The sequence below is a fragment of the Paenibacillus sp. FSL H7-0350 genome (genome assembly GCF_038593195.1).
GTDB lineage: Bacteria > Bacillota > Bacilli > Paenibacillales > Paenibacillaceae > Paenibacillus_AQ.
The window spans coordinates 3,706,212-3,732,133 of record NZ_CP151972.1 but is presented as its reverse complement, the minus strand read 5'-3'; the positions used below and the strand labels follow the sequence as shown (position 1 = coordinate 3,732,133).

23 protein-coding genes are annotated in these 25,922 nt (G+C 50.2%); all 23 read left to right on the top strand.

The features are described from left to right. Positions 1 to 4 precede the first annotated feature (4 nt). The 23 genes from flgL (at position 5) to NYE24_RS16970 (ending at position 25,911) form a co-directional block, all read left to right on the top strand. Positions 5 to 925 carry a flagellar hook-associated protein FlgL gene (gene flgL / locus NYE24_RS17080; RefSeq protein WP_342479168.1) on the top strand — a complete coding sequence of 307 codons (921 nt, stop codon included), beginning with the start codon at positions 5 to 7 and terminating at the stop codon, positions 923 to 925. Between the two features lie 18 nt (positions 926 to 943). Continuing rightward, positions 944 to 1,507, top strand: a complete 564-nt coding sequence (locus tag NYE24_RS17075) for a DUF6470 family protein (protein WP_342479167.1) — start codon at positions 944 to 946, stop codon at positions 1,505 to 1,507. 81 nt (positions 1,508 to 1,588) lie between these two features. Beyond that, a complete protein-coding gene (gene fliW, locus NYE24_RS17070; protein ID WP_342479166.1) occupies positions 1,589 to 2,032 on the top strand; it encodes a flagellar assembly protein FliW in 444 nt (147 codons plus the stop codon). Then, complete coding sequence (gene csrA, locus NYE24_RS17065) at positions 2,026 to 2,256, top strand: carbon storage regulator CsrA (protein ID WP_342479165.1); 231 nt, start codon at positions 2,026 to 2,028, stop codon at positions 2,254 to 2,256. Before fliW ends, csrA begins: the two co-directional genes overlap by 7 nt. Positions 2,257 to 2,402: 146 nt before the next feature. Further along, a complete protein-coding gene (locus NYE24_RS17060; protein WP_036721252.1) occupies positions 2,403 to 3,761 on the top strand; it encodes a flagellin in 1,359 nt (452 codons plus the stop codon). Positions 3,762 to 3,957: 196 nt separating this feature from the next. Further along, the gene (locus tag NYE24_RS17055; RefSeq protein ID WP_036721249.1) at positions 3,958 to 4,350 is read left to right on the top strand and encodes a flagellar protein FlaG; all 393 of its coding nucleotides are present in this window, start codon (positions 3,958 to 3,960) and stop codon (positions 4,348 to 4,350) included. 17 nt (positions 4,351 to 4,367) lie between these two features. After that, the gene (fliD, locus tag NYE24_RS17050) at positions 4,368 to 5,849 is read left to right on the top strand and encodes a flagellar filament capping protein FliD (RefSeq protein WP_342479164.1); all 1,482 of its coding nucleotides are present in this window, start codon (positions 4,368 to 4,370) and stop codon (positions 5,847 to 5,849) included. A 27-nt stretch (positions 5,850 to 5,876) separates the two neighbouring features. Then, positions 5,877 to 6,266, top strand: a complete 390-nt coding sequence (fliS, locus tag NYE24_RS17045; RefSeq protein WP_342479163.1) for a flagellar export chaperone FliS — start codon at positions 5,877 to 5,879, stop codon at positions 6,264 to 6,266. Next, positions 6,259 to 6,594: a flagellar protein FliT gene (fliT, locus tag NYE24_RS17040; protein WP_342479162.1), complete on the top strand. Its 336-nt coding sequence runs from the start codon at positions 6,259 to 6,261 to the stop codon at positions 6,592 to 6,594. Before fliS ends, fliT begins: the two co-directional genes overlap by 8 nt. A gap of 241 nt (positions 6,595 to 6,835) precedes the next feature. After that, entirely contained in the window at positions 6,836 to 7,033 is a 198-nt protein-coding gene (locus NYE24_RS17035; protein ID WP_019915069.1) for a cold shock domain-containing protein, read from the top strand. A gap of 345 nt (positions 7,034 to 7,378) precedes the next feature. Then, positions 7,379 to 8,827, top strand: coding sequence for an S-layer homology domain-containing protein (locus NYE24_RS17030; protein WP_342479161.1), 1,449 nt, complete (start codon positions 7,379 to 7,381; stop codon positions 8,825 to 8,827). Positions 8,828 to 9,054: 227 nt separating this feature from the next. Then, the gene (gene raiA / locus NYE24_RS17025) at positions 9,055 to 9,612 is read left to right on the top strand and encodes a ribosome-associated translation inhibitor RaiA (protein ID WP_036721235.1); all 558 of its coding nucleotides are present in this window, start codon (positions 9,055 to 9,057) and stop codon (positions 9,610 to 9,612) included. Positions 9,613 to 9,919: 307 nt separating this feature from the next. Further along, the gene (gene secA, locus NYE24_RS17020) at positions 9,920 to 12,424 is read left to right on the top strand and encodes a preprotein translocase subunit SecA (RefSeq protein ID WP_076159550.1); all 2,505 of its coding nucleotides are present in this window, start codon (positions 9,920 to 9,922) and stop codon (positions 12,422 to 12,424) included. Positions 12,425 to 12,919: 495 nt separating this feature from the next. After that, a protein-coding gene (gene prfB / locus NYE24_RS17015; RefSeq protein ID WP_342479250.1) for a peptide chain release factor 2 occupies positions 12,920 to 14,054 on the top strand; the annotation gives its coding sequence in 2 pieces (ribosomal slippage) (positions 12,920 to 13,012 and positions 13,014 to 14,054; 1,134 coding nt in all). A gap of 73 nt (positions 14,055 to 14,127) precedes the next feature. Continuing rightward, the gene (locus NYE24_RS17010; RefSeq protein ID WP_036694686.1) at positions 14,128 to 15,012 is read left to right on the top strand and encodes a YitT family protein; all 885 of its coding nucleotides are present in this window, start codon (positions 14,128 to 14,130) and stop codon (positions 15,010 to 15,012) included. Between the two features lie 167 nt (positions 15,013 to 15,179). After that, the gene (gene argC / locus NYE24_RS17005) at positions 15,180 to 16,229 is read left to right on the top strand and encodes an N-acetyl-gamma-glutamyl-phosphate reductase (protein ID WP_342479249.1); all 1,050 of its coding nucleotides are present in this window, start codon (positions 15,180 to 15,182) and stop codon (positions 16,227 to 16,229) included. A 22-nt stretch (positions 16,230 to 16,251) separates the two neighbouring features. Beyond that, complete coding sequence (gene argJ / locus NYE24_RS17000) at positions 16,252 to 17,484, top strand: bifunctional ornithine acetyltransferase/N-acetylglutamate synthase (RefSeq protein ID WP_342479160.1); 1,233 nt, start codon at positions 16,252 to 16,254, stop codon at positions 17,482 to 17,484. 44 nt (positions 17,485 to 17,528) lie between these two features. Continuing rightward, the gene (argB, locus tag NYE24_RS16995) at positions 17,529 to 18,353 is read left to right on the top strand and encodes an acetylglutamate kinase (protein ID WP_342479159.1); all 825 of its coding nucleotides are present in this window, start codon (positions 17,529 to 17,531) and stop codon (positions 18,351 to 18,353) included. 120 nt (positions 18,354 to 18,473) lie between these two features. Then, positions 18,474 to 19,757, top strand: a complete 1,284-nt coding sequence (locus NYE24_RS16990) for an acetylornithine transaminase (protein ID WP_342479158.1) — start codon at positions 18,474 to 18,476, stop codon at positions 19,755 to 19,757. After that, positions 19,757 to 20,725, top strand: coding sequence for an ornithine carbamoyltransferase (argF, locus tag NYE24_RS16985; RefSeq protein WP_076159565.1), 969 nt, complete (start codon positions 19,757 to 19,759; stop codon positions 20,723 to 20,725). The genes NYE24_RS16990 and argF overlap by 1 nt, the downstream gene beginning before the upstream one ends. Positions 20,726 to 21,050: 325 nt before the next feature. After that, entirely contained in the window at positions 21,051 to 22,286 is a 1,236-nt protein-coding gene (locus NYE24_RS16980) for an argininosuccinate synthase (RefSeq protein WP_036694693.1), read from the top strand. Positions 22,287 to 22,376: 90 nt separating this feature from the next. Beyond that, complete coding sequence (gene argH / locus NYE24_RS16975) at positions 22,377 to 23,789, top strand: argininosuccinate lyase (protein ID WP_342479157.1); 1,413 nt, start codon at positions 22,377 to 22,379, stop codon at positions 23,787 to 23,789. Positions 23,790 to 24,015: 226 nt separating this feature from the next. Next, positions 24,016 to 25,911, top strand: coding sequence for an AraC family transcriptional regulator (locus tag NYE24_RS16970; protein ID WP_342479156.1), 1,896 nt, complete (start codon positions 24,016 to 24,018; stop codon positions 25,909 to 25,911). Positions 25,912 to 25,922 lie beyond the last annotated feature (11 nt).

The following is a 25,922-nucleotide window of genomic DNA, read 5'->3' as shown; positions in this document are numbered from 1 at the left end:
AGCGATGTTACGTGTAACCTCTAATATGATGAATTCACAGCTGCTGCTTAACCTTAACCGTAACGCTCGGACGATGAATGATACACAACTACAGCTAGCAACTGGCCGCAAGATCAATAAACCCTCAGATGATCCCGTAGGGATTACTTACTCACTGCGTTACCGTGCTGAGCTATCAGCAAATGAACAATATCAAGAGAATGTGGATGATGCTACCTCGTGGCTGGAGTTTAATGATACGGTTCTTTCACAGACGGGCAATGTTGTACAGCGTCTTAGAGAGCTGGCAGTTAAGGGATCGAATGGAACGAATCCCCAAGAAGCCCTAGATAGTATTAATGCAGAAGTGAAGCAGCTTAAGGAACAATTGATTGATATTGCCAACAGCCAGTTCAAGGGGAAGTATATTTTTAATGGTCAACAATATACGGAGCAGCCTTATAAGTTCTCCACTGGAGCGGATGGAACCCTAGACACTTCAAGTGCGTCCTCGGTTATAACTGACAACGGACTTTTAAATTATACGGTAGGAGAGAGCGTGAATCTTCCAATAAATATCACGGGTAACGAAGTGTTTGGCGGAAATGAGAGCGATAATATCTTCTCAACCATTGATATAATAGCTACTGCACTAGCCAGTGGTAATACGGCGGAAGTATCCTCACAATTAGGCAATTTAGATAGCCGAATCGATAAAATATTGGCTGTACAAGCAGATATTGGTGCTAAATCAAACCGGATTGAACTTATGAGCAATCGTTTAGGAGACTTAGAAGTCAATTTGACAGATTTGCAGTCCAAAACAGAAGATGGAGATTATGCGGCGTTGTTGACTCAGTCTAAGGTTCAAGAAAATATTTATAATGCCTCCTTGTCGGTTGGAGCCAAAATTATTCAATCGACTCTGGTAGACTTCATTAGATAAGCAGGAGGTGCTTTCTCCATGCAGGTAGCCGTGCAGATTTCTCACACGCCAGCACTGATTGGAATAAATACAACACCTGGAAGTCTCACAATGAGTCAGCCGAATGCGGACATGCAAATAACAACAACATCGGGACAATGGGATATTCACTCTCCCGGACCGGATGTCGTCATTGATCAGTCTATGGCCCGTGCGGCTTATACCGGCGGGACATATCGTGAAATGAGCCAGCGTATTTATTCCGGTGTAGAGCAACTTTGGCTTCAAGGTATTGCTAAAAGAATGGAGCAAGGCGAGCGGATGGCCAATTTCCATAAGCCAGGGAATTCTATTGCTGAAGTATACGGGGAGGATTGGCAGCCGGTATCATATCCAGAAATTCGTGGCCCGGCTGCTTATGATAATGTGGATATCGATATTAAGGCTAATCCGGTACAAATTGAGTATCAGAAGGCTGAAGTCAAGATTGATGTTAAGCAAAATGCACCGCAAATACAGTATACTCCAAGTATTGTAGAAATATATATGCGACAAATGCCTGCGTTAACCTTTACCCCGAAGATAATTGATGACAAGTTCTAAATTATAAGGCTATAGATGGATTCCTTCAGCCATCTATAGCTTTTTTGCTAAGAAGATTAAAGAAGAGGAGCGCTGACAACAATGAACATAGAAACATCGGCTTTAGGAGTGCTAGACATTAAGGATGAACAGATATATCACTTCCCCAAAGGGCTCCCAGGTTTTGAACAGGAGACAGAGTTTGCGGTAATTGATCTAGAAGAAGGGCAGTTTTCCTACTTACAGTCGCTTAAAACGGAGGAACTTGCTTTTTTGTTAACAGATCCGTTTATTTTTTTCCCTCACTATGAATTTGAATTACCTGAAGCAGAAGCAGAGGAATTGGAGATTCAACAATCTGTAGTGGTCCGAGCGATTGTAACGCTCAGAGAAACGCTGGAAGAATCCACATTGAATCTCCTTGCTCCGATTGTGTTTAATCCAGACAACAAGGCTGGCAAACAGGTTGTATTGCACCAAACAGCATATTCGACCCGACAACTACTATGGACACATGGTCCGGTGAAGGAGGATCCATCATGCTAGTACTTGGACGTAAAAAGGGAGAATCAATTGTTATACAGGACAATATTGAAATAACTATTCTCAGTGTGGAAGGAGATACTGTTAAGGTAGGGATCTCTGCACCGAGACATGTCGATATTTTTCGGCAAGAGGTTTATTTGTCGATCAAAGAAAGCAACAAGGAATCGGCAGCACCTGCAACTAGCAGCCTGAATAATTTGATTAATCGATTGAAATCAAAATAAATTTATGATAAATGCAAAAAAGCTATAAACAATGTCTGCGTGCGGACGATATATATATTAGGCATTGATTGGCAGGGCGGCCGACCTTAACAATCAATGTTACCACATGGATGTGGACTAACTTAATTTCAGGGAGGAAATACAAAATGATTATCAATCACAATATTGCTTCACTTAACACGCAACGCCAATTGTCTACTAACACTTCCAATCAGAGCAAAAACATCGAGAAGCTGTCTTCCGGTCTCCGCATCAACCGCGCTGGTGATGATGCTGCAGGTCTGGCGATCTCCGAAAAAATGCGCGGTCAAATCCGTGGTTTGGATCAAGCTTCCCGTAATGCTCAAGATGGTATCTCTTTGATTCAAACAGCTGAAGGTGCTTTGAGCGAGACTCACAGCATTCTGCAGCGTATGCGTGAACTGGCAGTACAATCCGCCAATGACACTAACACTACAAGTGATCGTTCTGAAATCCAAAAAGAAGTAAATCAGTTGACAAGTGAAATTGACCGTATCGGTAACTCAACTGAGTTTAATACTAAGAAGTTGTTGAACGGTAGTGCTGGTGTTGCTGTAGTTGCAAGTAATGGAACTGCTGCTAATTTGACTGGTACAGCAGATACATCAGCTGGAACAATTAACCTTACTGCTGCTAATCTTACATTGGCTTTAGCGGCTAGTAAAGTCGATGCTACTTCCACTGGTCTTGCTAATGCTGGAACAGCATTAGGAGCAGCAAGTGCATTGACTGTTAATGGTACTTCTTTCTCCTTTGCAGCAACTGATACTGTGCAAAATGCACTGGACGCATTTAATAATGCTTCTGCTACAACTGGTGTTAATGCGAAATGGGCCGCAGGTACAGGCTTCACTTTCACTAGTACACAGGAAGGTTCAGCAGCATCCATTACCACAAATGCAGGAACTGGTATGTTTGCAGCAACCACTGCAACAACAGCAGCTGGAGCAGATGCAGTTGCTACAAATGCTGAACTTGGCGGATCTTTCACAGCATCAGGTAACAAAATCACTGTTACTTCTGGTAACTTTAAAGGTCTAGAATTTACTCTTACAGCTAAGGCTGCGGTTGATCTCACAGTAGGAACAAATAATGCTTTGAAAATGCAAATTGGTGCTAACCAAGATCAAAATATGAGCATTGGTATCAATGATATGAGAGCGGATGCGCTTGGAGTAGGAAGTATCAGTGTTACTTCCCAAGCTACTGCTAACACTTCGGTGACTACTATTCAAAATGCAATTGAAAAAGTCTCGGCTGAACGTTCCAAACTGGGTGCTTACCAAAACCGTTTGGATCACACCATTAACAACTTGAACACTTCGTCCGAGAACCTGACTGCTTCCGAATCCCGTATTCGTGACGTTGACATGGCTAAGGAAATGAGTGATCAGACCAAGAACTCCATCTTGGCTCAAGCTGCTCAAGCAATGTTGGCTCAAGCAAATCAACAGCCGCAAGGCGTTCTGCAATTGCTTCGTTAAGATTAATAATTTTTAGTAATAGGTTTTCAGCCGCCAAGGTATCCTTGGCGGCTGTTTCATTGTGAGCAGAAGTGAGATGTTTAGCTGGATTGAAACATTTAATTGCTTAGAACGTTATTATTTGGTTTTGCATCTTCAATTCTTGCAATATTAACCGATAAATATAGTATAAACTTTGCTACGGAGGCTACTAACTATGGATGTCCGCTTATCAAATACTGCAGGCTATACTAACTCGAGTTCAGATTATGGAAGAGTCAAAGCTAGCCCTAAGTCATATGAAGCAGACGTCGTAAGACTAGAGGGTGTATATAATAGCAATCAACTTAAGAGGCTGGAGAATCAGGGCGTGAGTGTCTCTACCGGAGAAGAGCAGACCGTAAGGGCCCTTGAGAGAGTGTTAAAAGCTCTTGAAGGGCCCGAAACCACGCTACAAGTCAGCGTGCATAAGGAGACTAAGGCTATTATGGTCAAAGTTCTTAACAAAGACACTGGCGAGTTAATTAGAGAGATCCCTCCAGAGAAAACCTTGGATATTGTGGCTAATATGATGGAGATTGCAGGTATTATTATTGATCAGAAAGTATAAAAAAGGAGGATTGAATTATGGCGACTCTTCGTGTAAGCGGCATGGCATCGGGTATAGATGTTGATACCATTGTTAAACAGATGATGACTGCCAAAAGAATACCACTTGATAAACTCACGCAAAAGAAGCAAGTTATGGAGTGGCAGAGAGATAACTTTAGGGATGTTAATAGTAAGCTCGTGGATTTTAAGACTAGCAAACTTACTACTTACCAAAGATCTGCAGCTATGAATACCCAAATTGCCACGGTATCAGGAGAAACAGCTTCACTTAAGGCTGAAGCTACAGCGGAGGCTAATATTGGTTCAATGAACATTGTAGTCACTCAGATTGCTAAGCCAGCAACAGCAACTACGGCTGGAGCAACCATGACTAAAAGTGACGGAACACGCCTTACTTCCAGCTCTACTTTGGCTGACTTGCAGAAGCTAAATACAAGCACTACTTCCTCAAGTGCTTATAATATAACTGTTAATAATATATCAATTAGCCTCTCCAGCAGTTTAAGTATCTCTGAAGCAATAATCAAGATCAACAGCACCACTGCTGTGAATGCAACAGCGAAATTTGACGAAATTACTGGTAAACTATCTATAGAGTCCAAGAATTATAGCTCTTCTGGAACCCTAACACTTAGTTCCAATGATACTTTTCAGAAACTGTTCGGTGGAATATCAGGTGCTATTTCAACTTATCAGCCCGCTATAATCAAGGTTGATTCAACTGGACTTACCTTTGCAAGCAACAGCTTCAAGCTCAATGGTGTGAATCTTACTCTGCTGTCTGAGTCAACGACTGCGGCCAAAGTAACAACATCCAATGACCCTACAAAGGCTCTGGAATCCATAAAAAGTTTTGTTTCAGATTATAATTCTTTGCTTAGTTCCTTAAATACAAAGGTTAATGAAGAAAGGTACAAGGACTTTACTCCATTAACCGATGAACAGAAGGAAGCAATGAACGAGAGTCAGATAGAAGCATGGGAAACAAAGGCTAAGAGCGGGTTATTAAAAAATGATCAAATTCTTAAATCTACAATTTCGTCAATGCGAACTGCTATATCTGAAAAACTTGGACAGCTAAGTCAATATGGGATTACGACCGGACAGTACTACGAGAACGGTAAATTGTACATTGATGAGGATAAGTTGAAACAGGCACTCACTGACAATCCTCAGGCAGTCACAACAATTTTCCAAGGTGGGTCGGATAGTTCAACGGGGCTTATTAGTAAGCTGTCGACCCTAATGACAAATGAAATAGAGAAGATGTCAATAAAAGCTGGTACTTCTAAATTTTCTTCTGATGTTACTGTTACGTTTAAAACAGACAGCACAATGGGAAAAGAATTGGCCGACTACAAAAAGCGCATATCAACTCTTCAAGATCGGCTAGATGATTACGAAAACAATCTCTATAAACGTTTTACGGCAATGGAGACAGCTATCAGTAATTATAATAGTCAATCATCTAGCCTGGCAAGCTACATGAAATCTTAGTAGTTAGAACAAGAAAGGTGAGTGTTGATGATTACATCTCCTTACGATAAATACCGACAATCGGCGGTTCAAACCTCAAGCCCTGGTCAGCTTTTGTTAATGTTATTCGATGGAGCTATAAGGTTTGGGAAGACTGCTATGGAAGGTATCGTTGAAACAGATTATGAGAAAGTGAGTACTAATTTAGGCAAAGCTCAAACCATTGTTAGTGAGCTTCTTACGACTTTAGACAGAAACTATGACGTTGCCAAAACTCTGGCGCCTTTGTATGAATATATCAACTATCTTTTTATCCAATCTAATATTAAGAAATCTAAGGCTGAGGCTGAGGAGGCCATTGGCTATCTCCAGGAACTTCGTGAATCCTTCGCACAAGCTGCCAAAATGACCGCTGGACAAGACCTAAAACATGGATAATCTGTTGCAGGAGCTTGAACAACTTACTCAAGCTATAAATTCCCGACTAATGGATGCCACTCCAGAAGAATTCGAAGCCTTTGTAGAACAACGCCAGAAATTTGTCGAAGCTATTGGGGAAGAAGTCGAGGATTGTCAGATGACCCCTGCGCAAAAGGATGTATTGCGTCGAATCCTGGAGCATGACCCGGCCATCGTTGCCCGGATGAATGCGCATCGTCTTGAAGCCAAAGACTGGCTTCAAAAACGCAATCAAGCCAAAGCCCAACGCAACGCTTACGAGACTGCTTACACCCCAGACAGCATTCTGATGGACCGCAAAAAATAAAGATAGAATAATAGATTTTCTCCTGTTTCAGTGGGGGAGTGGACGGGTATTTACAAGCGTCTGCTCCTTTTTTTGTAACTTATATTACCGAATGATATCCATTTCTGATGTCAATTTCAATCTGGTAAAATATTGAAAGTAATCATTTACTATTCCAATTGACAATGGAGAAGCTGCGGTGGTATAGTCGAATTGTGAGCAAGACTCACGTTCATCTGATGACGAAGGGAATGTTTAGTCAATGGAAGGTAAAGTTAAATGGTTTAACGCAGAAAAAGGTTATGGTTTCATCGAAACTGCCGATGGTGGCGACGTATTCGTACACTTCTCCGCGATTCAGACTGACGGTTTCAAGACTTTGGATGAAGGCCAATCCGTAGAGTTCGATATCGTTGAAGGCGCACGCGGACCACAAGCAGCTAACGTCATCAAATTATAATCATCCGGCGAAGCCGACCTACATATATGGTAGATGGTTAGCAATTGAGACAACGCTAGCGTTAGACCCTGGGGATATTCCCTTGGGTCTTTTTTATTTACATATTTCAAATAAATATCCTATATTCCGAGTCGAATAGAGTCCGAAATTGGACACTTTGTAAAAATTAGTTACAGAAAAATGTTAACATCCTCCAGATTATGGGTAATAGTGAACGTTGGGCTTTTTTTGTTGCCTAGTCTGCACTCTCATTATTGCTTAGGCGTATGCTTCCGAAAGGTTTTTGGTAAGAAGTCATGCAGTGAAGCCTATGCCCATCAAACTCACAGGAGGATGAACAAACGAATGAAGAAAATGTGGCGTGGCCTTACGGCCGGAGTACTCGGTATTTCAATGCTGATCGGTTCTTTGGGAAGTGTGTCGGCAGCGCCGGCTCCCAAGGATATTCAAGGACACTGGGCGCAGAAACAACTGCAGAGCTGGCTGGATAAAGGATACCTGGGTGGTTATCCAGACGGAACGGTTAAGCCGAATAAGGCAATTACCCGTGGTGAATATGTGGCACTGATTAATCGTCTGTTCGGGTTCACCGAATCGGCTACCCTTAGCTTCACCGATGTGAAGAAATCCAACTGGGTCTACAGCGAAGTAGCCAAGGCTGTGAAGGCCGGCTACATTGGCGGGTATGAGAATAATACCTTCCGGGCCAACAACCCGCTCACCCGCCAGGAAGCAGCAGTTATTGCTGCCAAGCTGCTTAAGCTGAGTACAAGCTCTACTCCGCTTAAGTTCAAGGATAATGCTCAGATCGCAGCTTGGGCCAAGGTGGCAGTAGCCTCAGCGGCGGAGAAGAAGATCATCAACGGTTATCCTGACGGCACCTTCGGTCCGAAGAAATCCCTTACCCGTGCCGAAGCGGTTGGAATTATAAGCAACTCGGTGGTGCATAAGCCGTCTACGGGCGGAGTATTGCCTACACCAGCACCGACAGCAACGCCTACCCCTTCAACAACACCTGTACCAACTACCAGCCCAACGGCTACTCCGGTACCCGGTGGTAGTGGTGGTGGCGGCACTGGCGGAGGTGGCGGAGGCGGTAACGTGACCTTGCCATCTGTAAGCAACGTGACTTACGGTCATGTAGGTTCTGTTACCGCTGATGTATATGTTACACCTTCTGTTACAGGAGCTGTGTATTATGTAGTTGCTCCTTACAGCGTGAACGTAACCGCACCTAGTGCAGCACAAGTGAAAGATGGAATGATTAATGCTACAACAGCAGGCATTCATTCCGGTAAAATCGCTGCATCCGGCAATGCTCCTGTTGCTTTCTCTGTGTATGGTCTGAATGCAAATACGGATTATACCGTATACGTTACCCTGACTGACGCTTCTGGTAACTGGTCCGGCGTAACTCCGCTCCAATTGAAAACAGCAGCAGGCAGCAACTGGTCAGTTTCTCAAGTTGGAATCACCAACGTAACAACAGTATCTGCGGAAGTATACGCTGCTTACGGGAAGGCGGGTACTCCGACTCCGGTAACCCCTCTGAAATATGTGGTGGTTAATGCAGCAGATGCTGATCCAACCGCATTACAGATTTCCCAAGGGAAGAACAGTGCAGGTGTTACATTAACAGCACCTTGGACTGGAACTCTTACAGGTAGTCCAGTTGTGAAACACAACATTAACCTGACTGGACTTACTGCCAATACAGCGTATAAAGTCTTCTTTATCACTGACTCTAATGGCAGCCTGTCACCTGTAGAGCTTTTGCGGATTCACACTAAATAAGTAAGCTTGAAGAATGCAATCATTCATAATCCAGGTTTTATAGTGGAATAATACAGCAATAGTATTCGGTCCGGCGAGGGCGGCTTTCTGCTCGAGCCGGGCCGTTTGTTGTTAAGACAGGTCTGTTACATCTATTGTTAGATGAATGTAAAGTCTGTCATGATTTGTTTTTTACTTAGCCCTGACAATTTGCTATAATGAAAAAGTAAACAAAGGAGGAGTGCCTTATGAAATTCAGCATTCGAGGTCAACAAATTGAAGTGACCGACGCTTTGAGAGACTATGTTGATAAGAAGCTCAGCAGACTTGAGAAGTATTTCGAAGCACCCCCTACCTCTGAAGGATATGTGACGCTTGGCGTCGTTCGCGGCCTTCATACGGTGGAAGTGACAATTCCTCTAGCTGGTGTGACGCTTCGTGCGGAAGACCGCAGCGATGATATGTATGCATCCATCGATGCCGTAGTGGACAAGCTGGAACGTCAGATCCGCAAGCACAAGACTAAGCTTAATCGCAAGTTCCGCCAGGAAGGCAGTCTGAAGACCTTGTTCGTTGAAGGTTCGGGCAGCGCCGTAGCTGTTGAAGAGCAGGAACAGGATTATGATGATCTTGAGGTTGTGCGGAACAAACGGTTCACCTTGAAGCCTATGGATGTGGAAGAAGCGATTCTGCAAATGAACATGATTGGACATACGTTCTTCGTGTTCTCCAACATTGACACTTCCGAAGTTAGCGTGGTTTACAAACGCGATGACGGCAAGTACGGTCTGATCGAGCAGAACTAACCTGCGGACCGGGAATTGTTGGTATAAGGAAGGCTTCGGTTCAGCCTAACGTGGACAATTAGACGAGTCCCTATTCGCCTGAAGCGAATAGGGCTCTTGTGCGTATATATAGAAGTTTCGGTAAAATGCCATCATCTGTCCTCATCTAAGGGGATTATACAGAATAAGGTTAGGACGGCTTGTATTGCGGCTTCTCTTACAAACTGTTACAATTTATGAAGCAGCGGAATCGAAATCATATATGGCCCTTTCAATCTATGAGGATGGGCTCGGTTCCACCATCTGTGTTGCATGAAAGGGGTTAACCATGCTAGGACTTGTTAAGAAAATATTTGGCGACACTAATGAACGGGATGTCAAACGTCTCATGAAGACGGTCGAAGTTATTAATGGTCTGGAGCCGGATTTCGTATCGCTTACGGATGAAGAGCTGCAGGCAAAGACAGCGGAATTCCGCGCCCGTATTGAGAAAGGTGAGACCCTGGAAGCGATTCTTCCCGAGGCTTTTGCTACCGTACGCGAAGCTTCCAAACGGACGCTGGGCATGCGGCATTTTGACGTTCAGCTGGTTGGGGGTATGGCGCTTCATGAAGGCCGGATCTCCGAGATGAAGACCGGGGAAGGCAAGACGCTGGTTGGGACTCTGCCGGTGTATTTGAATGCGCTGCTGAGTAAAGGCGTGCATGTCGTAACCGTAAATGATTATCTGGCTCAGCGCGACAGTGCGCAAATGGGACAAATCTATAACTTTCTGGGCATGAGCGTTGGGGTCAACCTGAACGGCATGGACCATAATGATAAACAAGCAGCATATGCCTGCGATATTACGTACGGAACGAATAATGAATTCGGGTTCGACTATTTGCGCGACAACATGGTGCTCTATAAGGAACAGATGGTCCAGCGCCCGCTCTACTTCTGTATTATTGACGAAGTCGATTCCATCCTTGTTGATGAAGCGCGGACACCTCTCATTATCTCTGGCCAAGCTGAGAAATCGACGGAGCTGTATTACGCAGCAGACCGTTTTGTGAAGAAGCTGGTCGCTGAAGAGGATTACACCGTGGATATCAAGGTGAAGTCCGTTGCCCTCACCGAGAAGGGCGTGGCTACGGCTGAGCGTGCTTTTGGGATAGAGAATCTGTATGACCACAGCCATGTTACCTTGAACCATCATATTGTACAGGCCTTGAAGGCGAACGCTATTATGCGCCGGGATGTCGATTATGTGGTTAATGAAGACGAGGTTATGATCGTCGATGAGTTCACAGGGCGTCTGATGCAGGGCCGCCGTTACAGCGACGGGCTGCACCAGGCGATTGAAGCCAAGGAAGAGATTGAAGTTCAGAATGAGAGCATGACGCTGGCTACTATCACCTTCCAGAACTACTTCCGGATGTACCGCAAACTGGGCGGCATGACGGGTACGGCGAAGACGGAGGAAGAGGAGTTCAAGAAGATCTATGGTCTTGAGGTTCTTCAGGTTCCTACGAATAAGCCGAATCAACGAATCGACATGCCTGATGTAGTCTACAAAAGCGAGAACGGCAAGTTCAATGCAGTCGTTGCTGAAATTGTAGAACGCCACAAGAAGAATCAGCCGGTACTGGTAGGTACGGTATCAATTGAGAACTCTGAACGCGTATCGGAAATGCTGAAGCGTAAGGGTGTCAGACATCAGGTACTGAATGCGAAGCACCATGCGGCTGAAGCCGAAATCATCTCTTATGCCGGTCAGCCGGGAACAGTAACGATTGCCACGAACATGGCTGGACGCGGTACGGATATCGTACTGGGCGAAGGGGTAACCGATGTGGGCGGTCTGCATATTATTGGTACAGAGCGCCATGAATCGCGCCGGATTGACAACCAGCTTCGCGGCCGTGCCGGACGCCAGGGCGATCCGGGTTCAACACAGTTCTACCTGTCCCTTGGGGATGAGCTGATGAAGCGCTTCGGTGCGGACAACGTGCTGAACATGATGGACCGTCTGGGATTCGAGGAAGATCAGCCGATTGAGAGCCGTATGATTACCAAGGCTGTTGAATCTGCGCAGAAGCGGGTAGAAGGCAATAACTTCGACATCCGCAAAGTCGTATTGCAATACGATGACGTCATGAACCAGCAGCGTGAGATTATCTACAAGCAGCGCCGTGAAATTCTGGAGTCGGACAATATCAAAGACATCGTAGTGGAAATGATCAAGCCGGTTATCGACCGTATTGTGAATGCCCATTGTAGTGACGATATCCCGGAGAACTGGGAGCTGCAAGAGGTCGCGGATTATGTGAACAGCAAGCTTCTTGAAGAAGATGAGCTGACACGCGATGATCTGTGGGGCAAAGAAGTGGAAGAAATCATCGAATTCATCTTCGCCCGTGTCCTTGAGAAATACGCTGCCCGTGAAGAGCGACTTGGCTCGGAGCTGGTACGTGAATTCGAGAAGGTTATTGTGCTTCGCTCCGTAGACAGCAAATGGATGGATCATATCGATGCTATGGATCAGCTTCGTCAGGGGATTCACCTCCGTGCTTACGGCGGTACCGATCCGCTGCGCGAATATCAATTCGAGGGCTTCGAGATGTTCAACGCCATGACAGCGAACATTCAGGAGGAAGTGGCGACCTACATTATGAAGGCGCACATTGAGACGAATCAGGAGCGGCAATCGGTAGTGGAGGAAGACAAGATCTCCACCAACGCAGAGCCTGCTGAGAACCGTCCGGTGCATGTGGAATCCACTGTCGGCCGTAACGATCCATGCCCATGCGGCAGCGGCAAGAAATATAAGAACTGCCACGGCCAGGCGTAAGATATAATAAATCTTCATGCTCGTGGATTCACTGTCTGGTGAAATAATGAGCAGGCATTAAGCTGCGAATACCTTTCACCGAATGCACTTGTGGTGTTGTTCACAGGTACTGGGGTTTATAATGACAATAAAAAGGCGGCTGGGCCCGGGGGACTCCCCGTTTGCGGCCCGGCTGCTTTTTTGGGCTTGAAGTGGTCTGGGACGCACAGCTGTGCAGCAGACGGGAGCGTCCAGATGTTGTATGGCTGAGGTGGAAGTGACGGAGGGGAAGTTTGGAACTGGAGGAGCGTTAGCGTCCGCCTTTAGGATTGAATTTCTACTGCGATGAGCAGTTTAAATGAGGAAATTCAATCCTAACAGCGGCCGGAAGTCCAAACATTCCCCGCAGTTACGGCGTACACCTGGCCATGTAGCAGCTGAAGCGAAGTGACAGCAGCATAGATGTCCGTCCATACCGGTAAGCCCAAACCGGCAGTCCCGGCGCAATATTCAATTATGAAAGGTGATGTGATCCAATTGATCGATCCTAATGTGAAGCAGGACCTGCGTGAAATGGGCAAGAAATTAACCAACCTTAGGGGGTCACTTTGACTTAGACCTGAAGCTGGAGATGATAGCGAACTTTGAAGAGAAGATGGCGGCACCCGGGTTCTGGGATGATTCTGATCAGGCGCAGAGCGTGATTGGCGAGATGAATGCCGTGAAGTCGGTGGTTGACCAATTCGAGAAGCTTCAGCAGGACTATGACGATGCTGCTATGATGGCGGAGCTGGCCGATGAGGAAGGCGACGATGCACTGGCCGATGAGATAGCCGGAACGATCCGCAGTATAAGTGCCAGAGTGGATGAGTTCGAGCTGCAGCTGCTGCTCAATCAGCCTTACGATAAGCTGAATGCCATTCTGGAGCTGCATCCGGGTGCAGGCGGTACCGAGTCCCAAGACTGGGGCCAGATGCTGCTGCGCATGTACACACGCTGGGCGGAGAAGCGGGGCTTCAAGGTAGACGTGCTGGATTATCTGCCGGGCGATGAAGCGGGAATCAAGAGTGTAACTTTGTTAATTAAGGGTCACAATGTATATGGGTACCTCAAGGCAGAGAAGGGCGTGCACCGGCTGGTGCGCATTTCGCCTTTTGACTCCTCGGGCAGACGGCATACCTCCTTCGTGTCCTGCGATGTGGTGCCGGAGATTGCAGACGACGTCGAGGTGGATATCCGTACGGAAGACCTGAAGATTGATACGTACCGGGCCAGCGGCGCGGGCGGTCAGCACATCAATACTACCGATTCGGCAGTGCGCATTACACATATGCCAACCGGCGTGGTGGTCACCTGTCAGAATGAGCGTTCGCAGATCAAGAACCGGGAACAGGCGATGAAGATGCTGCGTTCCAAGCTCTATGAGCGCAAAATTCAGGAGCAGCAGGCACATCTGGACGAGATCCGCGGAGAACAATCCGAGATTGCCTGGGGCAGCCAGATTCGTTCCTATGTGTTCCATCCGTACAGCATGGTGAAGGATCACCGTACCTCTGTAGAGACAGGCAACGTTGGAGCAGTAATGGACGGCGATCTGGACGGGTTCATTGACGGGTATCTGCGCAGCCAGATCAAGACGGAAGCTGAATAAACGTAACCCTATTCCTACGCGTCTTCGGAGGTGTAGGGATTTTTTTCTGAACATAAAGGAGCAGGCCATAACGATGCAAAAAATCAATTCACGCAACAAACCTCCGCTGATCCCCCTGAACGGGCCGCTGCGCCATACCGTGGATATTGCGCTAATTCTGATCGGCTCGCTGATCACAGGGCTGGCGTTCAACCTGTTCTTCCTCCCGAACCGGATTGCTTCCGGCGGGGTGTCGGGGCTGTCGGTACTGGCTGAGGCCTGGTTTGGGGCAGAGCCTGCTTTTACCCAGTGGGCGCTTAATATTCCGCTCTTCATTCTCGGCGTGATCTTCCTCGGCAAACAGTATGGCATCCGCTCTCTGCTGGGCAGCTTTGTGCTGCCGCTGTTTATTTTCCTGACGAAGGACGGACCTGTGCCGACCACGAATCCGCTCCTGGCCTCTATCTATGGAGGAATTGGTGTGGGTCTAGGCCTGGGACTCGTCTTCCGGGGGCGCGGCTCTACAGGCGGACTGACCATTGCGGCACAGATTATTCAAAAGCTTACCGGCTTCAGCTTCTCGCTGTCTGTCGTGCTGCTGGATGGTACGGTGATTACCTTGGCGGCTTTTGTGCTGGGGATGGAGCAGGCGATGTATGCACTGATCGGGCTGTTCGTCACCGGCAGGGTGATTAACGCGCTGGAGGTGGGCTTCAGCACCACGAAGGTGGCGTATATCATCTCGGATCAGACCGAGGACATCTCGCAGGCGATTCTGAATGATCTGGACCGCGGGCTGACTAAGCTGAATGCGCAAGGCGGCTATACCGGTGACAACCGTACGGTGCTGATGGTCGTAGTAGGCCAGAATGAAATTACCAGGCTGAAGGCGATTGTCCGCTCGGTGGACCCGGGTGCTTTTGTGATTATTACAGAGGCTCACGAAGTGCTGGGCGAAGGGTTTAAAAGAGAAGCGTAGGCTCCTTCAGAGGGCTCTGCGCTTTTCTTTTTGCAAATATAAGAATGTATAAACTTAACGTAACATGTTGTATTTATATTAATTCGGTCGTATAATAATACATATTTGCAGAACGGTTCAAGTCAGGCGATAATGATAGAAATGAGAAACGGGAAGCGGGGATGACAGTGACAGACAAGCTGAGAGCGGCAATTGTCGGATCAACGGGTTATGGGGGCGTGGAGCTGATCAGGCTGCTGCAGGGCCACCCTGATATAGAGATTACTTCAGTGATTTCCTCTTCGAGTGCGGGTGCGCCGATTGAGGAGGGTTTTCCGCATTTGACGGGAGTGGTGCAGCGTAAGCTGGACGGTGTTGATGCAGCAGAGATTGCGAGCCGAGCGGATGTTGTATTCACTGCTACCCCTTCGGGAGTGAGCGCGAAGCTGGTGCCCGGGCTGCTTGAGGCGGGACTGAAGGTTGTCGATCTGTCCGGGGACTTCCGATTGAAGGATGGCGCGGAGTACGAGCAGTGGTATAAGCACCCGGCTCCACCGGAAGCTTATCTTAAGCAGGCGGTATACGGGTTATGTGAGGTATATGGTGAACATGCAGCCGGCGTTGATTTTATCTCGAATCCCGGATGTTTCCCGACAGCTGCGCTGCTGGGACTGGTGCCGGCGCTGGCCGCAGGCTGGATTAAGCCGGACAGCATCATTATTGATGCGAAGTCCGGGGTGTCCGGGGCAGGGCGGGGAACGAGCCTGACGGTGCATTTTGCCGAGATTAATGAGAATTTCAAAGCCTACAAAATCAATAAACATCAGCACATCCCGGAAATCGAACAGGTGCTGAGCGATATCGCCAAGGAGAAGGTGACGGTTACGTTCACTACGCATCTGGTGCCGATGACCCGGGGGATTATGAGCACGATGTATGCCGGACTGAATGGCGAACACAGCGAGCAGGATCTGGTGGACTTATACCGTAACTATTATGCAGGCCGGCCATTTGTGCGGGTTCGCGAGCCTGGCATCGTTCCGGCGACGAAGGAAGTCAGCGGATCAAATTATTGCGATATCGGCTTCGCCATAGACGCGCGTACCGGACGGGTTACCATTGTGTCGGTTATCGACAATATCGTTAAGGGCGCCGCAGGGCAAGCGATTCAGAACCTCAATTTGATGATGGGATGGGAGGAAACCCGCGGGCTTGGTTACACACCAGTGTATCCATAAGCGCAAGCGGTCAAACAATATCATGAGTGAGAAACCACTATATACCGTCGTAGAAGGCGGAAGCATTACTGCACCCAAGGGCTTCACCTCCGGCGGCCTGCACTGCGGGCTCAAAAAAACAGAGCGCAATGACCTTGCCGCGATTCTCTGTGAGGTGCCGGCTACGGCGGCTGCGGTGTATACGACCAATGTGTTTCAGGCGGCTCCGCTGAAGGTTACGCGGGAGAGTCTAGCGGACGGGACGCTGCAGGCGGTTATCGTGAACAGCGGCAATGCCAATGCTTGTACAGGGGACCAGGGCGAGGCGGATGCCTATGAGATGCGTGCGGCGGCTGCCCGTTATTTGGGCGTGAATGAGCTGGATGTCGCTGTGGCCTCCACAGGCGTAATCGGGGAACTGCTGAAGATGGACTGTGTGCGCAGCGGGATTGCCGGACTGCCGGAGAAGCTGGATGCAGACGCTGCCGGTGCGGAAGAATTCAGTCAGGCGATTCTAACCACCGATCTGGTCAAAAAAGAAAGCTGTGTAAAAGTAACGGTAGGTGGTACAGAGGTTATTATTGCCGGAGCAGCGAAGGGTTCCGGGATGATTCACCCGAACATGGCGACGATGCTGGGCTTCATGACCACTGATGTGCTCATTGACGGGGAGGATTTGCTCAACCTGCTGCGCACAGCTACTAATTCTACTTTTAATATGATTACTGTCGATGGTGACACCAGCACGAATGATATGCTGGTCACGATGGCCAGCGGACTTGCCGGCAATGAGAAGCTGACACGTCTGCATGCGGACTGGGAGGCTTTTGCAGCGGCGTTCACCCATGTGTGCCAGAGTCTGGCCATGGCAATTGCCCGTGACGGCGAAGGGGCCACGAAGCTGATTGAGGTGCAGGTGAGCGGGGCGGTGCATGATGAGGCTGCGGCGGCGATTGCCAAGACCGTGGTCGGCTCAAGCCTGGTAAAGTCGGCGATCTTTGGCGCGGATGCCAACTGGGGGCGGATTATTGCGGCCGTAGGGCGCGCAGGCGTTCCGGTATCGCCGGAGCGGGTAGATATTAAGCTGGGTGAGATCGAGGTGCTGCGCGGCTCGCGTCCGGTGGCTTTTGATGAGGAGCAGGCACTGCATTATCTGCAAAAAAGCGATACCGTGCTGATCACGGTAACCTTGTCGGACGGCAGCGGGCAGGCTACAGCCTGGGGCTGTGACCTGACTTATGATTATGTGCGGATTAACGCGGCTTACCGCACGTAATCTGTGCAGAGGCGTGTAGAAGCTGGTACAGAGGGGGCAGGGAGATGACAGTAGAACCGATAGAGCCTCAGGCGCAGGCGGGGGCCGCCGGGCTGTTCGTAATGAAATGCGGGGGGAGTACGCTGGCGGCGCTGCCGGATTCGTTCTTCGAGGATTTGCGGGAGCTTCAGGTCAGCGGAACTCAGCCTGTAATCGTGCATGGCGGCGGCCCGGCGATCTCCGGCAATCTGGAGAAGCTCGGCATTGAGAGCCGGTTCGTGAACGGCCTGCGGGTAACGACAGAAGAGGTGCTGGATGTGGTTGAGATGACTCTGTCCGGCAGCATCAACAAGGCGATTGTCCGCCGAATTCAGGCCAGCGGGGGGCAGGCACTCGGGTTGTCGGGCGTTGACGGCAACCTGATCCTCGCGCACCCGGTGGCCAATCACGATGAAGTGGGTCTGGTGGGTGAAGTGACCGGTGTTCGAGCGGAGATTGTGACGGGTATCCTCGCGATGGGCTATATTCCGGTTATCGCACCAGTGGGCGTAGATGGCGAAGGCCAGCGGTACAACATCAATGCGGATACCGCCGCCGGAGCGGTGGCTTCTTATATAGGGTCACCGAGCATGATCGTAGTTACGGATGTGCCGGGCATTATGCGGACGGTGGACGGGGAGAAGATCGTGCTTCCGTCCGTAACGGTGGCGCAGATCGAAGCGCTGATTGAGAATGGCGAGATCTACGGTGGAATGATTCCCAAGGTGCGTGCCGCGATGGACTGCATCCAGGGTCAGGTGTCCGAGGTTATTATTGTAGACGGCAAAGAGCCGCGAGTACTTAGCAAGGTGCTGAAGGGCGAAGCGCTGGGCACGCGGATTGTAAGATAACAGATGTGCAGAAACCGGGGCATGGATAGGCTAATGAGCTGGATTCCCAGGTGGAGTGACAAGTGAAAATAGACGCGCTGACGGGAAGCCGGCAGCAGCATGGTGGGAGAGTGACTAAGAATGAGTGAGCTTACGCAAACGGACAAGAATTCTTTGACAGGGGCGCCGCAGGAGCGTTCAGCAGGAACGAACGGGCAGGGGGCCGCTCCTGCCAAGCTGAGTGCGGTATTCCCGTCGTATAGCAGATACGATATCAGTCTGGTCAAAGGCAAAGGCAGCTGGGTATGGGATGAGCAGGGTAACAAGTATCTGGACTTCATGTGCGGACTTGCGGTAACGAGTCTGGGCCATGCGCCGGAGAAGGTCGGCGCGAAGCTGAAGGAGCAGATTGATACGCTGTGGCATGTCTCGAACCTGTTCCACATTCCGGGCCAGGACCGGGTAGCTGCGCTGCTGACAGAGAATAGCTGTGCGGATCAGGTCTTCTTTTGCAACAGCGGGGCGGAAGCGAATGAAGCGGCCATCAAGCTGGCGCGCCGGTATCATCAGAAGGTGCAGGGTACAGACCGCTACGAGGTTATTACGTTCGAGCAGTCCTTCCATGGACGTACGCTGGCTACACTGACAGCCACTGGACAGGCCAAGGTCAAAGAAGGCTTCCTGCCGCTTCCCGCGGGCTTCAAGACGGTACCGCTGCATGATCTGGACGCGCTGAAAGGCGCCATTACTGAACATACGGCAGCGATCATGCTGGAGATGGTGCTGGCCGAGGGCGGTGTGCTTGAGGTACAGCAAGAGTTCCTGGATGCTGTTGTAGCGCTGTGCAAGGACCATGGACTGCTGCTGATCGTGGATGAAGTGCAGACCGGCATGGGCCGTACGGGCAAGCTGTTTGCTCATCAGCATTACGGCATTGAGCCGGATATCTTCACCTTGGCCAAAGGGGTAGCGAGCGGCTTCCCGGCCGGTGTGATGCTCGGTAAAGGCTATCTGCGCGAGGCCTTCAGCCCGGGCAGCCACGCCAGTACCTTCGGCGGCACTCCGCTGGCGGCAGCGGTGATGGAAGCGACCATTGAGACGATGCTCGAAGACAAGCTGCCCGAGCGGGCAGCGGAGATGGGCGAGTACTTAACCGGACAACTGAGAGAGAAGCTTGCAGACACCTCCTTCGTGAAGGAGATTCGCGGCAAAGGCCTGCTGATCGGCATCGAGTGCCAAGAGCCGGTAGCCGAGATTGTACTTGCCGGACAGAAGCGCGGGCTACTGTTCGTTCAGGCTGGCCCGAATGTGATTCGGCTGCTGCCTAATCTGTATGTCAGCAAGGCCGAGATTGATCAGGCGGTGGACATCCTATCGGAACTAATTCATACTTATGTTAACAAAGTAAGCGGGGAGGCAAATTGATGAGTCACGGTACACCAGGCGTAACAGAGACGATTGCCGCACAGCTCAAAGGCCGTGATTTGCTGGAGCTGAATGATTACAGCCCGGAGGAAATCACGTATTTGATTGACCTCGCGATTGAGTTGAAGCGCAAAGCTAAGAACGGTGAGGTCTACCAGCCGCTGCTGGGGAAGACGATCGGCCTTATTTTTGAGAAATCCTCTACCCGTACCCGGGTGTCATTCGAAGTAGGGATGTATCAGCTGGGCGGACATGCACTGTTCCTGAGCAAAAATGATATTCAATTGGGCCGCGGCGAGACGGTTGGTGATACGGCCCAGGTCATGTCACGTTATCTGGACGGTATCATGATCCGTACGTTCGGCCATGATAAAGTGGAAGATTTGGCGCGGTATGCCTCAGTGCCTGTAATCAACGGCCTCAGCGATCTTGCGCATCCCTGCCAGGTGCTGGCAGACTACCAGACTGTATACGAGCACAAGGGTAAGCTGAAAGGCCTGAAGCTGGCGTACATCGGCGACGGCAATAATATGGCCCATTCTCTGCTGATCGGCGGAGCCAAGCTGGGTGTGCATGTCTCTATCGCTGGACCGGAAGGCTACGAGCCGGACGAGGCTGTCGTAGCCGAGGCGCGTGAGATCGCCAAGGAGACAGGCTCAGTCATCACTGTGACCCGGAGCCCGCAGGAGGCAGTACAGGACGCAGATGTCATCTACACGGATGTCTGGGCGAGCATGGGCTTCGAGGCCGAGCAGCTGGCGCGTGAAGCGGCGTTCAAGGACTATCAAGTCAACGAGGAGCTGGTGAAGGGCGCGAAGAGCGATTATCTGTTCCTGCACTGCCTGCCGGCCCACCGGGAGGAAGAGGTCAGCACCGGCGTTATCGACGGCCCGAACTCCGTGATCTTCGATCAGGCGGAGAACCGCCTGCATGCGCAGAAGGCGCTTATGGCGGCTTTGATGGGCTAGATGTAGCGCACCACCCCCAGCAAGGCGCTGGGGTGAAGTAATTGAATTATATATACACAACACATATATAAGATGAACTTAGGTACGGAGCGTTGGATTTCCGGTGCATAGCAGCGAAGTGAAAGTTTGGAACTGTAGGAGCGACAGCGTCCGCCTTTGTCTACGGATTTCAACCGCGAACAGCGGTACAAATCAAGAAATCTGTAGACAACAGCGGCCGGAAGTCCAAACATTTCATGCAGCTGTGTCCAGGCACCGGATGTCTATACGCAAAGCTTGAAGTTGATCTTATCACTCTCCACACCGAAAGGAAGCTAAACACCCCATGCCAAAAGAAAAAATTGTACTCGCCTATTCCGGCGGGCTGGATACCTCAGTCATTCTGAAATGGCTGAAAGAAACGTATGATGCGGAGATTATTGCTTTTACAGCGGATATTGGTCAAAAGGAAGAATTGGACGGGCTGGAGGAAAAAGCACTCGCTACCGGCGCATCCAAAGTCTACATCGATGATCTGCGCGACGAGTTCGCGAATGACTTCATCTACCCGATGTTCCAGTCAGGCGCACTCTATGAGGGACAATATCTGCTGGGCACCAGCATTGCCCGTCCGCTGATCGCCAAGCGCATGGTCGATATCGCCATTGCCGAAGGCGCAACAGCCATTGCCCATGGAGCTACAGGTAAAGGGAATGACCAGGTACGCTTCGAGCTGAACGCTGCTGCCTTATCGCCGAGCATTAAGGTAATCGCGCCTTGGCGTCTGGAAGAGTTCCGCAACCAGTTCCCGGGCCGGGCAGAGATGATCGCTTACGCGGAAGCCAATGGTATTCCGGTACAAGCCTCTGCGGCCAAGCCGTATTCGATGGACCGCAATCTGCTGCATATCAGCTATGAGAGCGGCGTGCTGGAAGATCCGTGGTTCGATCCGAGCGCACCAGAGAACAAGGAAATGTTCCTGCTCTCCAATGCTCCGGAGGATGCTCCAGATGAAGCCGAGTACCTGGAGCTGGACTTCCTCAAGGGGGACTGCGTAGCGCTGAACGGCGAAGCGTTATCCCCGCTGCAAGTCATGGAGAAGCTCAATGAACTGGGCGGCAAGCATGGGATCGGGCGCGTGGATATGGTCGAGAACCGTTTTGTCGGCATGAAGAGCCGCGGCGTGTATGAGACTCCGGGCGGAACGATTCTGTTCACCGCTCACCGCAAAATGGAATCGATCACCATGGACCGTGAAGTGATGAACCTGCGTGACAGCCTGATCACCCGTTACAGCACGCTGGTGTATAATGGCTTCTGGTTCGCACCGGAGCGGATTGCGATGCAGGCCCTGGTGAAGGAGAGCCAGAAGAACGTGACCGGTACGGTACGCGTGAAGCTCTACAAGGGCAACATCATCGGCGCCGGAGTCAAGAGTCCGGTCAGTCTGTACAACCCGGATATCGCCACCATGGAGGCAGATCCTACCCAGGCCTATGACCAGGGCGATGCGACCGGCTTCATCCGTCTGAATGCCCTGCGTCTGAAGGTATCGGCAGGCGTAGCGGAATCCAATAAATAAGTAGGACTATATAAAAGCGGACACAAGAAGGCCGTTCCTCCCAACCGGACAGGGGCGGCCCTTCTAACGTCTATCAAGGAGGAACAACAGGTGAGTAAGCTGTGGGGCGGACGTTTTACCAAAGGGACGAACAAGCTGGTAGAGGAATATACGGCTTCTATCGAATTCGATAAAGTGCTGGCGGAAGAGGATGTGCAGGGCAGTCTGGCGCATGTCACGATGCTGGGCAAATGCGGAATTCTGCCGCAGGAGGATGTCGAGACGATCAAGAACGGGCTCGTGAAGGTACTGGACAAGGTCCGTGCGGGGGAGATTGTGTTCTCGGTTGCTGACGAAGATATCCACATGAATATTGAAAAGAACCTGATCGAAGAGATTGGCCCGGTTGGCGGCAAGCTGCACACCGGACGCAGCCGCAACGATCAGGTGGCTACAGATATGCACCTCTACCTGCGTAACCGCGTGGTGGAGCTGGTAGCGCTGCTGCATGAGCTGCAGGGTGCGCTAATCGGGCAGGCCAAGGATAACCTGGAGACCATCGTTCCAGGGTATACTCACTTGCAGCGGGCACAGCCGATTCTGTTCGCGCATCATCTGCTAGCTTACGTGTCGATGTTCCGCCGTGATGCGGAGCGCCTGACCGACAGCTATAAGCGGATCAACGTGCTGCCGCTGGGTGCAGGGGCGCTGGCGGGAACGACGTTCCCGATCGACCGCCACTTCGTGGCTGAACAGCTTGGCTTCGATGGCGTCTATGAGAACAGTCTGGACGCGGTCAGTGACCGCGACTTCATCGTGGAGTTCCTGGCGAATGCATCACTGGTCATGACGCACCTGTCCCGTCTTAGCGAAGAGCTGGTGCTCTGGAGCAGCACCGAATTCAGCTTCGTGGAGCTGGACGACGCCTTCTGCACCGGCAGCAGCATCATGCCGCAGAAGAAGAACCCGGATGTGCCTGAGCTGGTACGCGGCAAAACAGGCCGTGTCTACGGCAACCTGATCGGACTCCTGACCGTGCTGAAGTCGCTGCCGCTGGCCTATAACAAGGACATGCAGGAAGACAAGGAAGGCATGTTCGATACCGTTGCCACCCTTACAGGAGCCTTGCAGCTGTTCGCACCGATGATCTCCACCATGAAGGTGAACAAGGCGCGGATGCGCGAAGCGGTGAATACGGACTTCTCCAACGCGACCGATATCGCCGACTTCCTGGTAGGCAAAGGCCTGCCGTTCCGTCAGGCGCATGAGGTAATCGGCAAGACGGTCCTGTATTGCATTAACGAGGGCAAGTTCCTGCTGGATCTGACGCTGGACGAATTCAAGCAGTTCTCGCCGCTGTTCGACGACCAGATCTATGCAGTGCTCCAGCCGGAGGCCGTGGTGAACGCCCGTAATGTCTACGGCGGTACCGCCACGGTTCAGGTTCAGGCTGCTATCGGGCGGGCCGAAGCAGACCTGACGGCTGCGGGTGAATGGGTCAAGCAGCATGGCGGAGCCGTGTAACCTATACGCAGATTGTCAGCATTGCCCGCTAGAGGCACAGGATTGCTGAAGGTATTAGAGACTGTCTTTTGCAGCGGAAGCTGCAGAAGGGCAGTCTTTTTTAAAAGATAAGTATTTGTATGCTTCGCGCTATAATTATCCTTATCTTTCTCGCTGAAACGGTACCGTCCTTTAAAAGGACGGCAATTCCGTTTCCACTTGCAATACAGAGATAGGGGGGGAAGGTATGGATTGGGAACTCCACATTGAATGTTGGAGCCGTACTGCAGTCAGGCTGCTGGAGGTTCGGCTATACGCAGCGCAAGCTGGAACGGTGCCTGAGTATGATGTGGCAGCTACGAGTTTTTTCCTGCTGACCGTGCAGGGCGAGGCGACTGTAAGTCTATCGGGGACGGTCTATTCCACCCGGTCTGCGCCTCTTCTGCATGGCGGCAAGGAGGCGGAGCTGAGGCTGATGCCGCTGGACAACGAATTTGTCTGTTATTTCTTTCGCTACCAAGCTGACGGTGCATTGCCGGAGGACCGGGAGAGCTTGAATATGTCGTATGCCTTCACTCCCTATACACTGCTGCCCTTGCAGGAGAAGTGCCAGACAATAGATCGTCTGTGGCAGCATGCCGCTCCGCTGGACAAGCTGCAGGCGCAGACGGTTTTTCATCAATTTGTATATGAGGTTATGCGGCAAATCAATACCTCTGCTCAGGAGAACGGCAGACCGAATGTAGTCACCGAAGCCATTCACTATATTCATGAGCATTACAGTGAGCCGATTACCGCAGAGGTACTGGCCGGAATGTGCAGTTGCAGTACGAGTTACTTGTTCCGCATGTTCAAGAATCAGCTTGGGTTCGGCCCCATCGATTACCTGATCCATGTACGAATCCGCAGATCCAAGCAGCAGCTGCTACAATCCAATACCCGAATTCAGGAAATCGCAGGCAGTGTGGGTTATGCCGATGTCTATTACTTCAGCCGTTTGTTCAAAAAGCATACCGGCTGCTCGCCGCAGCGATTCCGGGAGAATAACCAGCATACCGTTCAGAATAATCCATTACATCTGCTGGAATCGTCTATTGTATCTGGTAAGCCTGTTTCTCATAATGATAATGAGAATTATTATCAATGTAATGAGGAAGGGGACACATCGATGTTCAGATTTTCAAGACCGGCCTTAGGGGCTGCGCTGCTGTTATGTTCAGCTTTATTTCTAAGTGCATGTCAGACAGGCAACAACGCTGGAAAGGTAGTCACTGTGCCTATTTCCACTAGTATGGCTACAGACAGTCAGGCCGCAGATACACGTATTTACAAGCATTTGAAGGGGGAGACTGAGATTCCCGTGAAGCCCCAGCGGGTCGTCAGTCTTTTTCATCTGGGGGAATTGATGGCGCTTGGAGTGAAGCCGGTGGGAGCAACAACCTTCATTCTGAACAATCCGCTGTTAAGTGATGTGTCGGATATTGAAGATGTAGGCTCAACACCTGATGCTGAGAAGATCCTGTCGCTTGCCCCTGATCTGATTATTACAACAGCCCCGTTCGCGGAGGTGGTCGAAGGAGGATATGAGGCGCTGAGCCAGATTGCACCAACCCTTGTGGTGGAGCAGTATAATGATCCGGTCAAGGATGTCAAAATGTTCGGAGATATTCTAGGTAAGCAGGCAGAAGCGGAGCAGTGGAATAAGGATTTTGCAGCAAAAATAAAAGAATCCAAAGAAAAGATCTCTCCCTACATCGAACCGGGCGAAACCTTCTCCATTCTGAATGTGCGCTCCGGTGCCGTCTTCATTTACGGAGATACCAACCTGGGCGGCAATATTGTGTATAAATATCTGGGCCTGAAGCCGACCGAAAAAGTGGAGAAAGAGGTCATTCACGGAGAAACCTGGGAGATCTCCAGCGAGGTCATTCCCGAGTTCATCGGCGACCGGTTATTTCTCGCAGTGAATGAAGGGGCAGAGGCAGAGCTGAAAAAAGTGGATAAGCTCATTCAGAATTCACCGGCAGGGAAAGCGGGCAAAATCTACAATATTGACTTTAATCAATTCCTGTTCAGTGATCCGATTTCGGTAGAACAACAAATGGATATCATCGTTAACCTGTTGGCAGGGAGCAGTACGTGAATATGCCGGTT

Bases quoted from the DNA above. Each gene is read 5' to 3' on its own strand.
- NYE24_RS17075 (WP_342479167.1), top strand. From the start codon at position 944: ATGCAGGTAGCCGTGCAGATTTCTCACACGCCAGCACTGATTGGAATA.
- flgL (WP_342479168.1), top strand. From the start codon at position 5: ATGTTACGTGTAACCTCTAATATGATGAATTCACAGCTGCTGCTTAAC.
- raiA (WP_036721235.1), top strand. From the start codon at position 9,055: ATGAAATTCAGCATTCGAGGTCAACAAATTGAAGTGACCGACGCTTTG.
- fliT (WP_342479162.1), top strand. From the start codon at position 6,259: ATGGATAATCTGTTGCAGGAGCTTGAACAACTTACTCAAGCTATAAAT.
- NYE24_RS16980 (WP_036694693.1), top strand. From the start codon at position 21,051: ATGCCAAAAGAAAAAATTGTACTCGCCTATTCCGGCGGGCTGGATACC.
- argB (WP_342479159.1), top strand. From the start codon at position 17,529: ATGACAGTAGAACCGATAGAGCCTCAGGCGCAGGCGGGGGCCGCCGGG.
- fliS (WP_342479163.1), top strand. From the start codon at position 5,877: ATGATTACATCTCCTTACGATAAATACCGACAATCGGCGGTTCAAACC.
- NYE24_RS16990 (WP_342479158.1), top strand. From the start codon at position 18,474: ATGAGTGAGCTTACGCAAACGGACAAGAATTCTTTGACAGGGGCGCCG.
- secA (WP_076159550.1), top strand. From the start codon at position 9,920: ATGCTAGGACTTGTTAAGAAAATATTTGGCGACACTAATGAACGGGAT.
- NYE24_RS17030 (WP_342479161.1), top strand. From the start codon at position 7,379: ATGAAGAAAATGTGGCGTGGCCTTACGGCCGGAGTACTCGGTATTTCA.
- NYE24_RS17010 (WP_036694686.1), top strand. From the start codon at position 14,128: ATGCAAAAAATCAATTCACGCAACAAACCTCCGCTGATCCCCCTGAAC.
- fliD (WP_342479164.1), top strand. From the start codon at position 4,368: ATGGCGACTCTTCGTGTAAGCGGCATGGCATCGGGTATAGATGTTGAT.
- NYE24_RS16970 (WP_342479156.1), top strand. From the start codon at position 24,016: ATGGATTGGGAACTCCACATTGAATGTTGGAGCCGTACTGCAGTCAGG.
- fliW (WP_342479166.1), top strand. From the start codon at position 1,589: ATGAACATAGAAACATCGGCTTTAGGAGTGCTAGACATTAAGGATGAA.
- NYE24_RS17060 (WP_036721252.1), top strand. From the start codon at position 2,403: ATGATTATCAATCACAATATTGCTTCACTTAACACGCAACGCCAATTG.
- argJ (WP_342479160.1), top strand. From the start codon at position 16,252: ATGAGTGAGAAACCACTATATACCGTCGTAGAAGGCGGAAGCATTACT.
- csrA (WP_342479165.1), top strand. From the start codon at position 2,026: ATGCTAGTACTTGGACGTAAAAAGGGAGAATCAATTGTTATACAGGAC.
- NYE24_RS17035 (WP_019915069.1), top strand. From the start codon at position 6,836: ATGGAAGGTAAAGTTAAATGGTTTAACGCAGAAAAAGGTTATGGTTTC.
- NYE24_RS17055 (WP_036721249.1), top strand. From the start codon at position 3,958: ATGGATGTCCGCTTATCAAATACTGCAGGCTATACTAACTCGAGTTCA.
- argF (WP_076159565.1), top strand. From the start codon at position 19,757: ATGAGTCACGGTACACCAGGCGTAACAGAGACGATTGCCGCACAGCTC.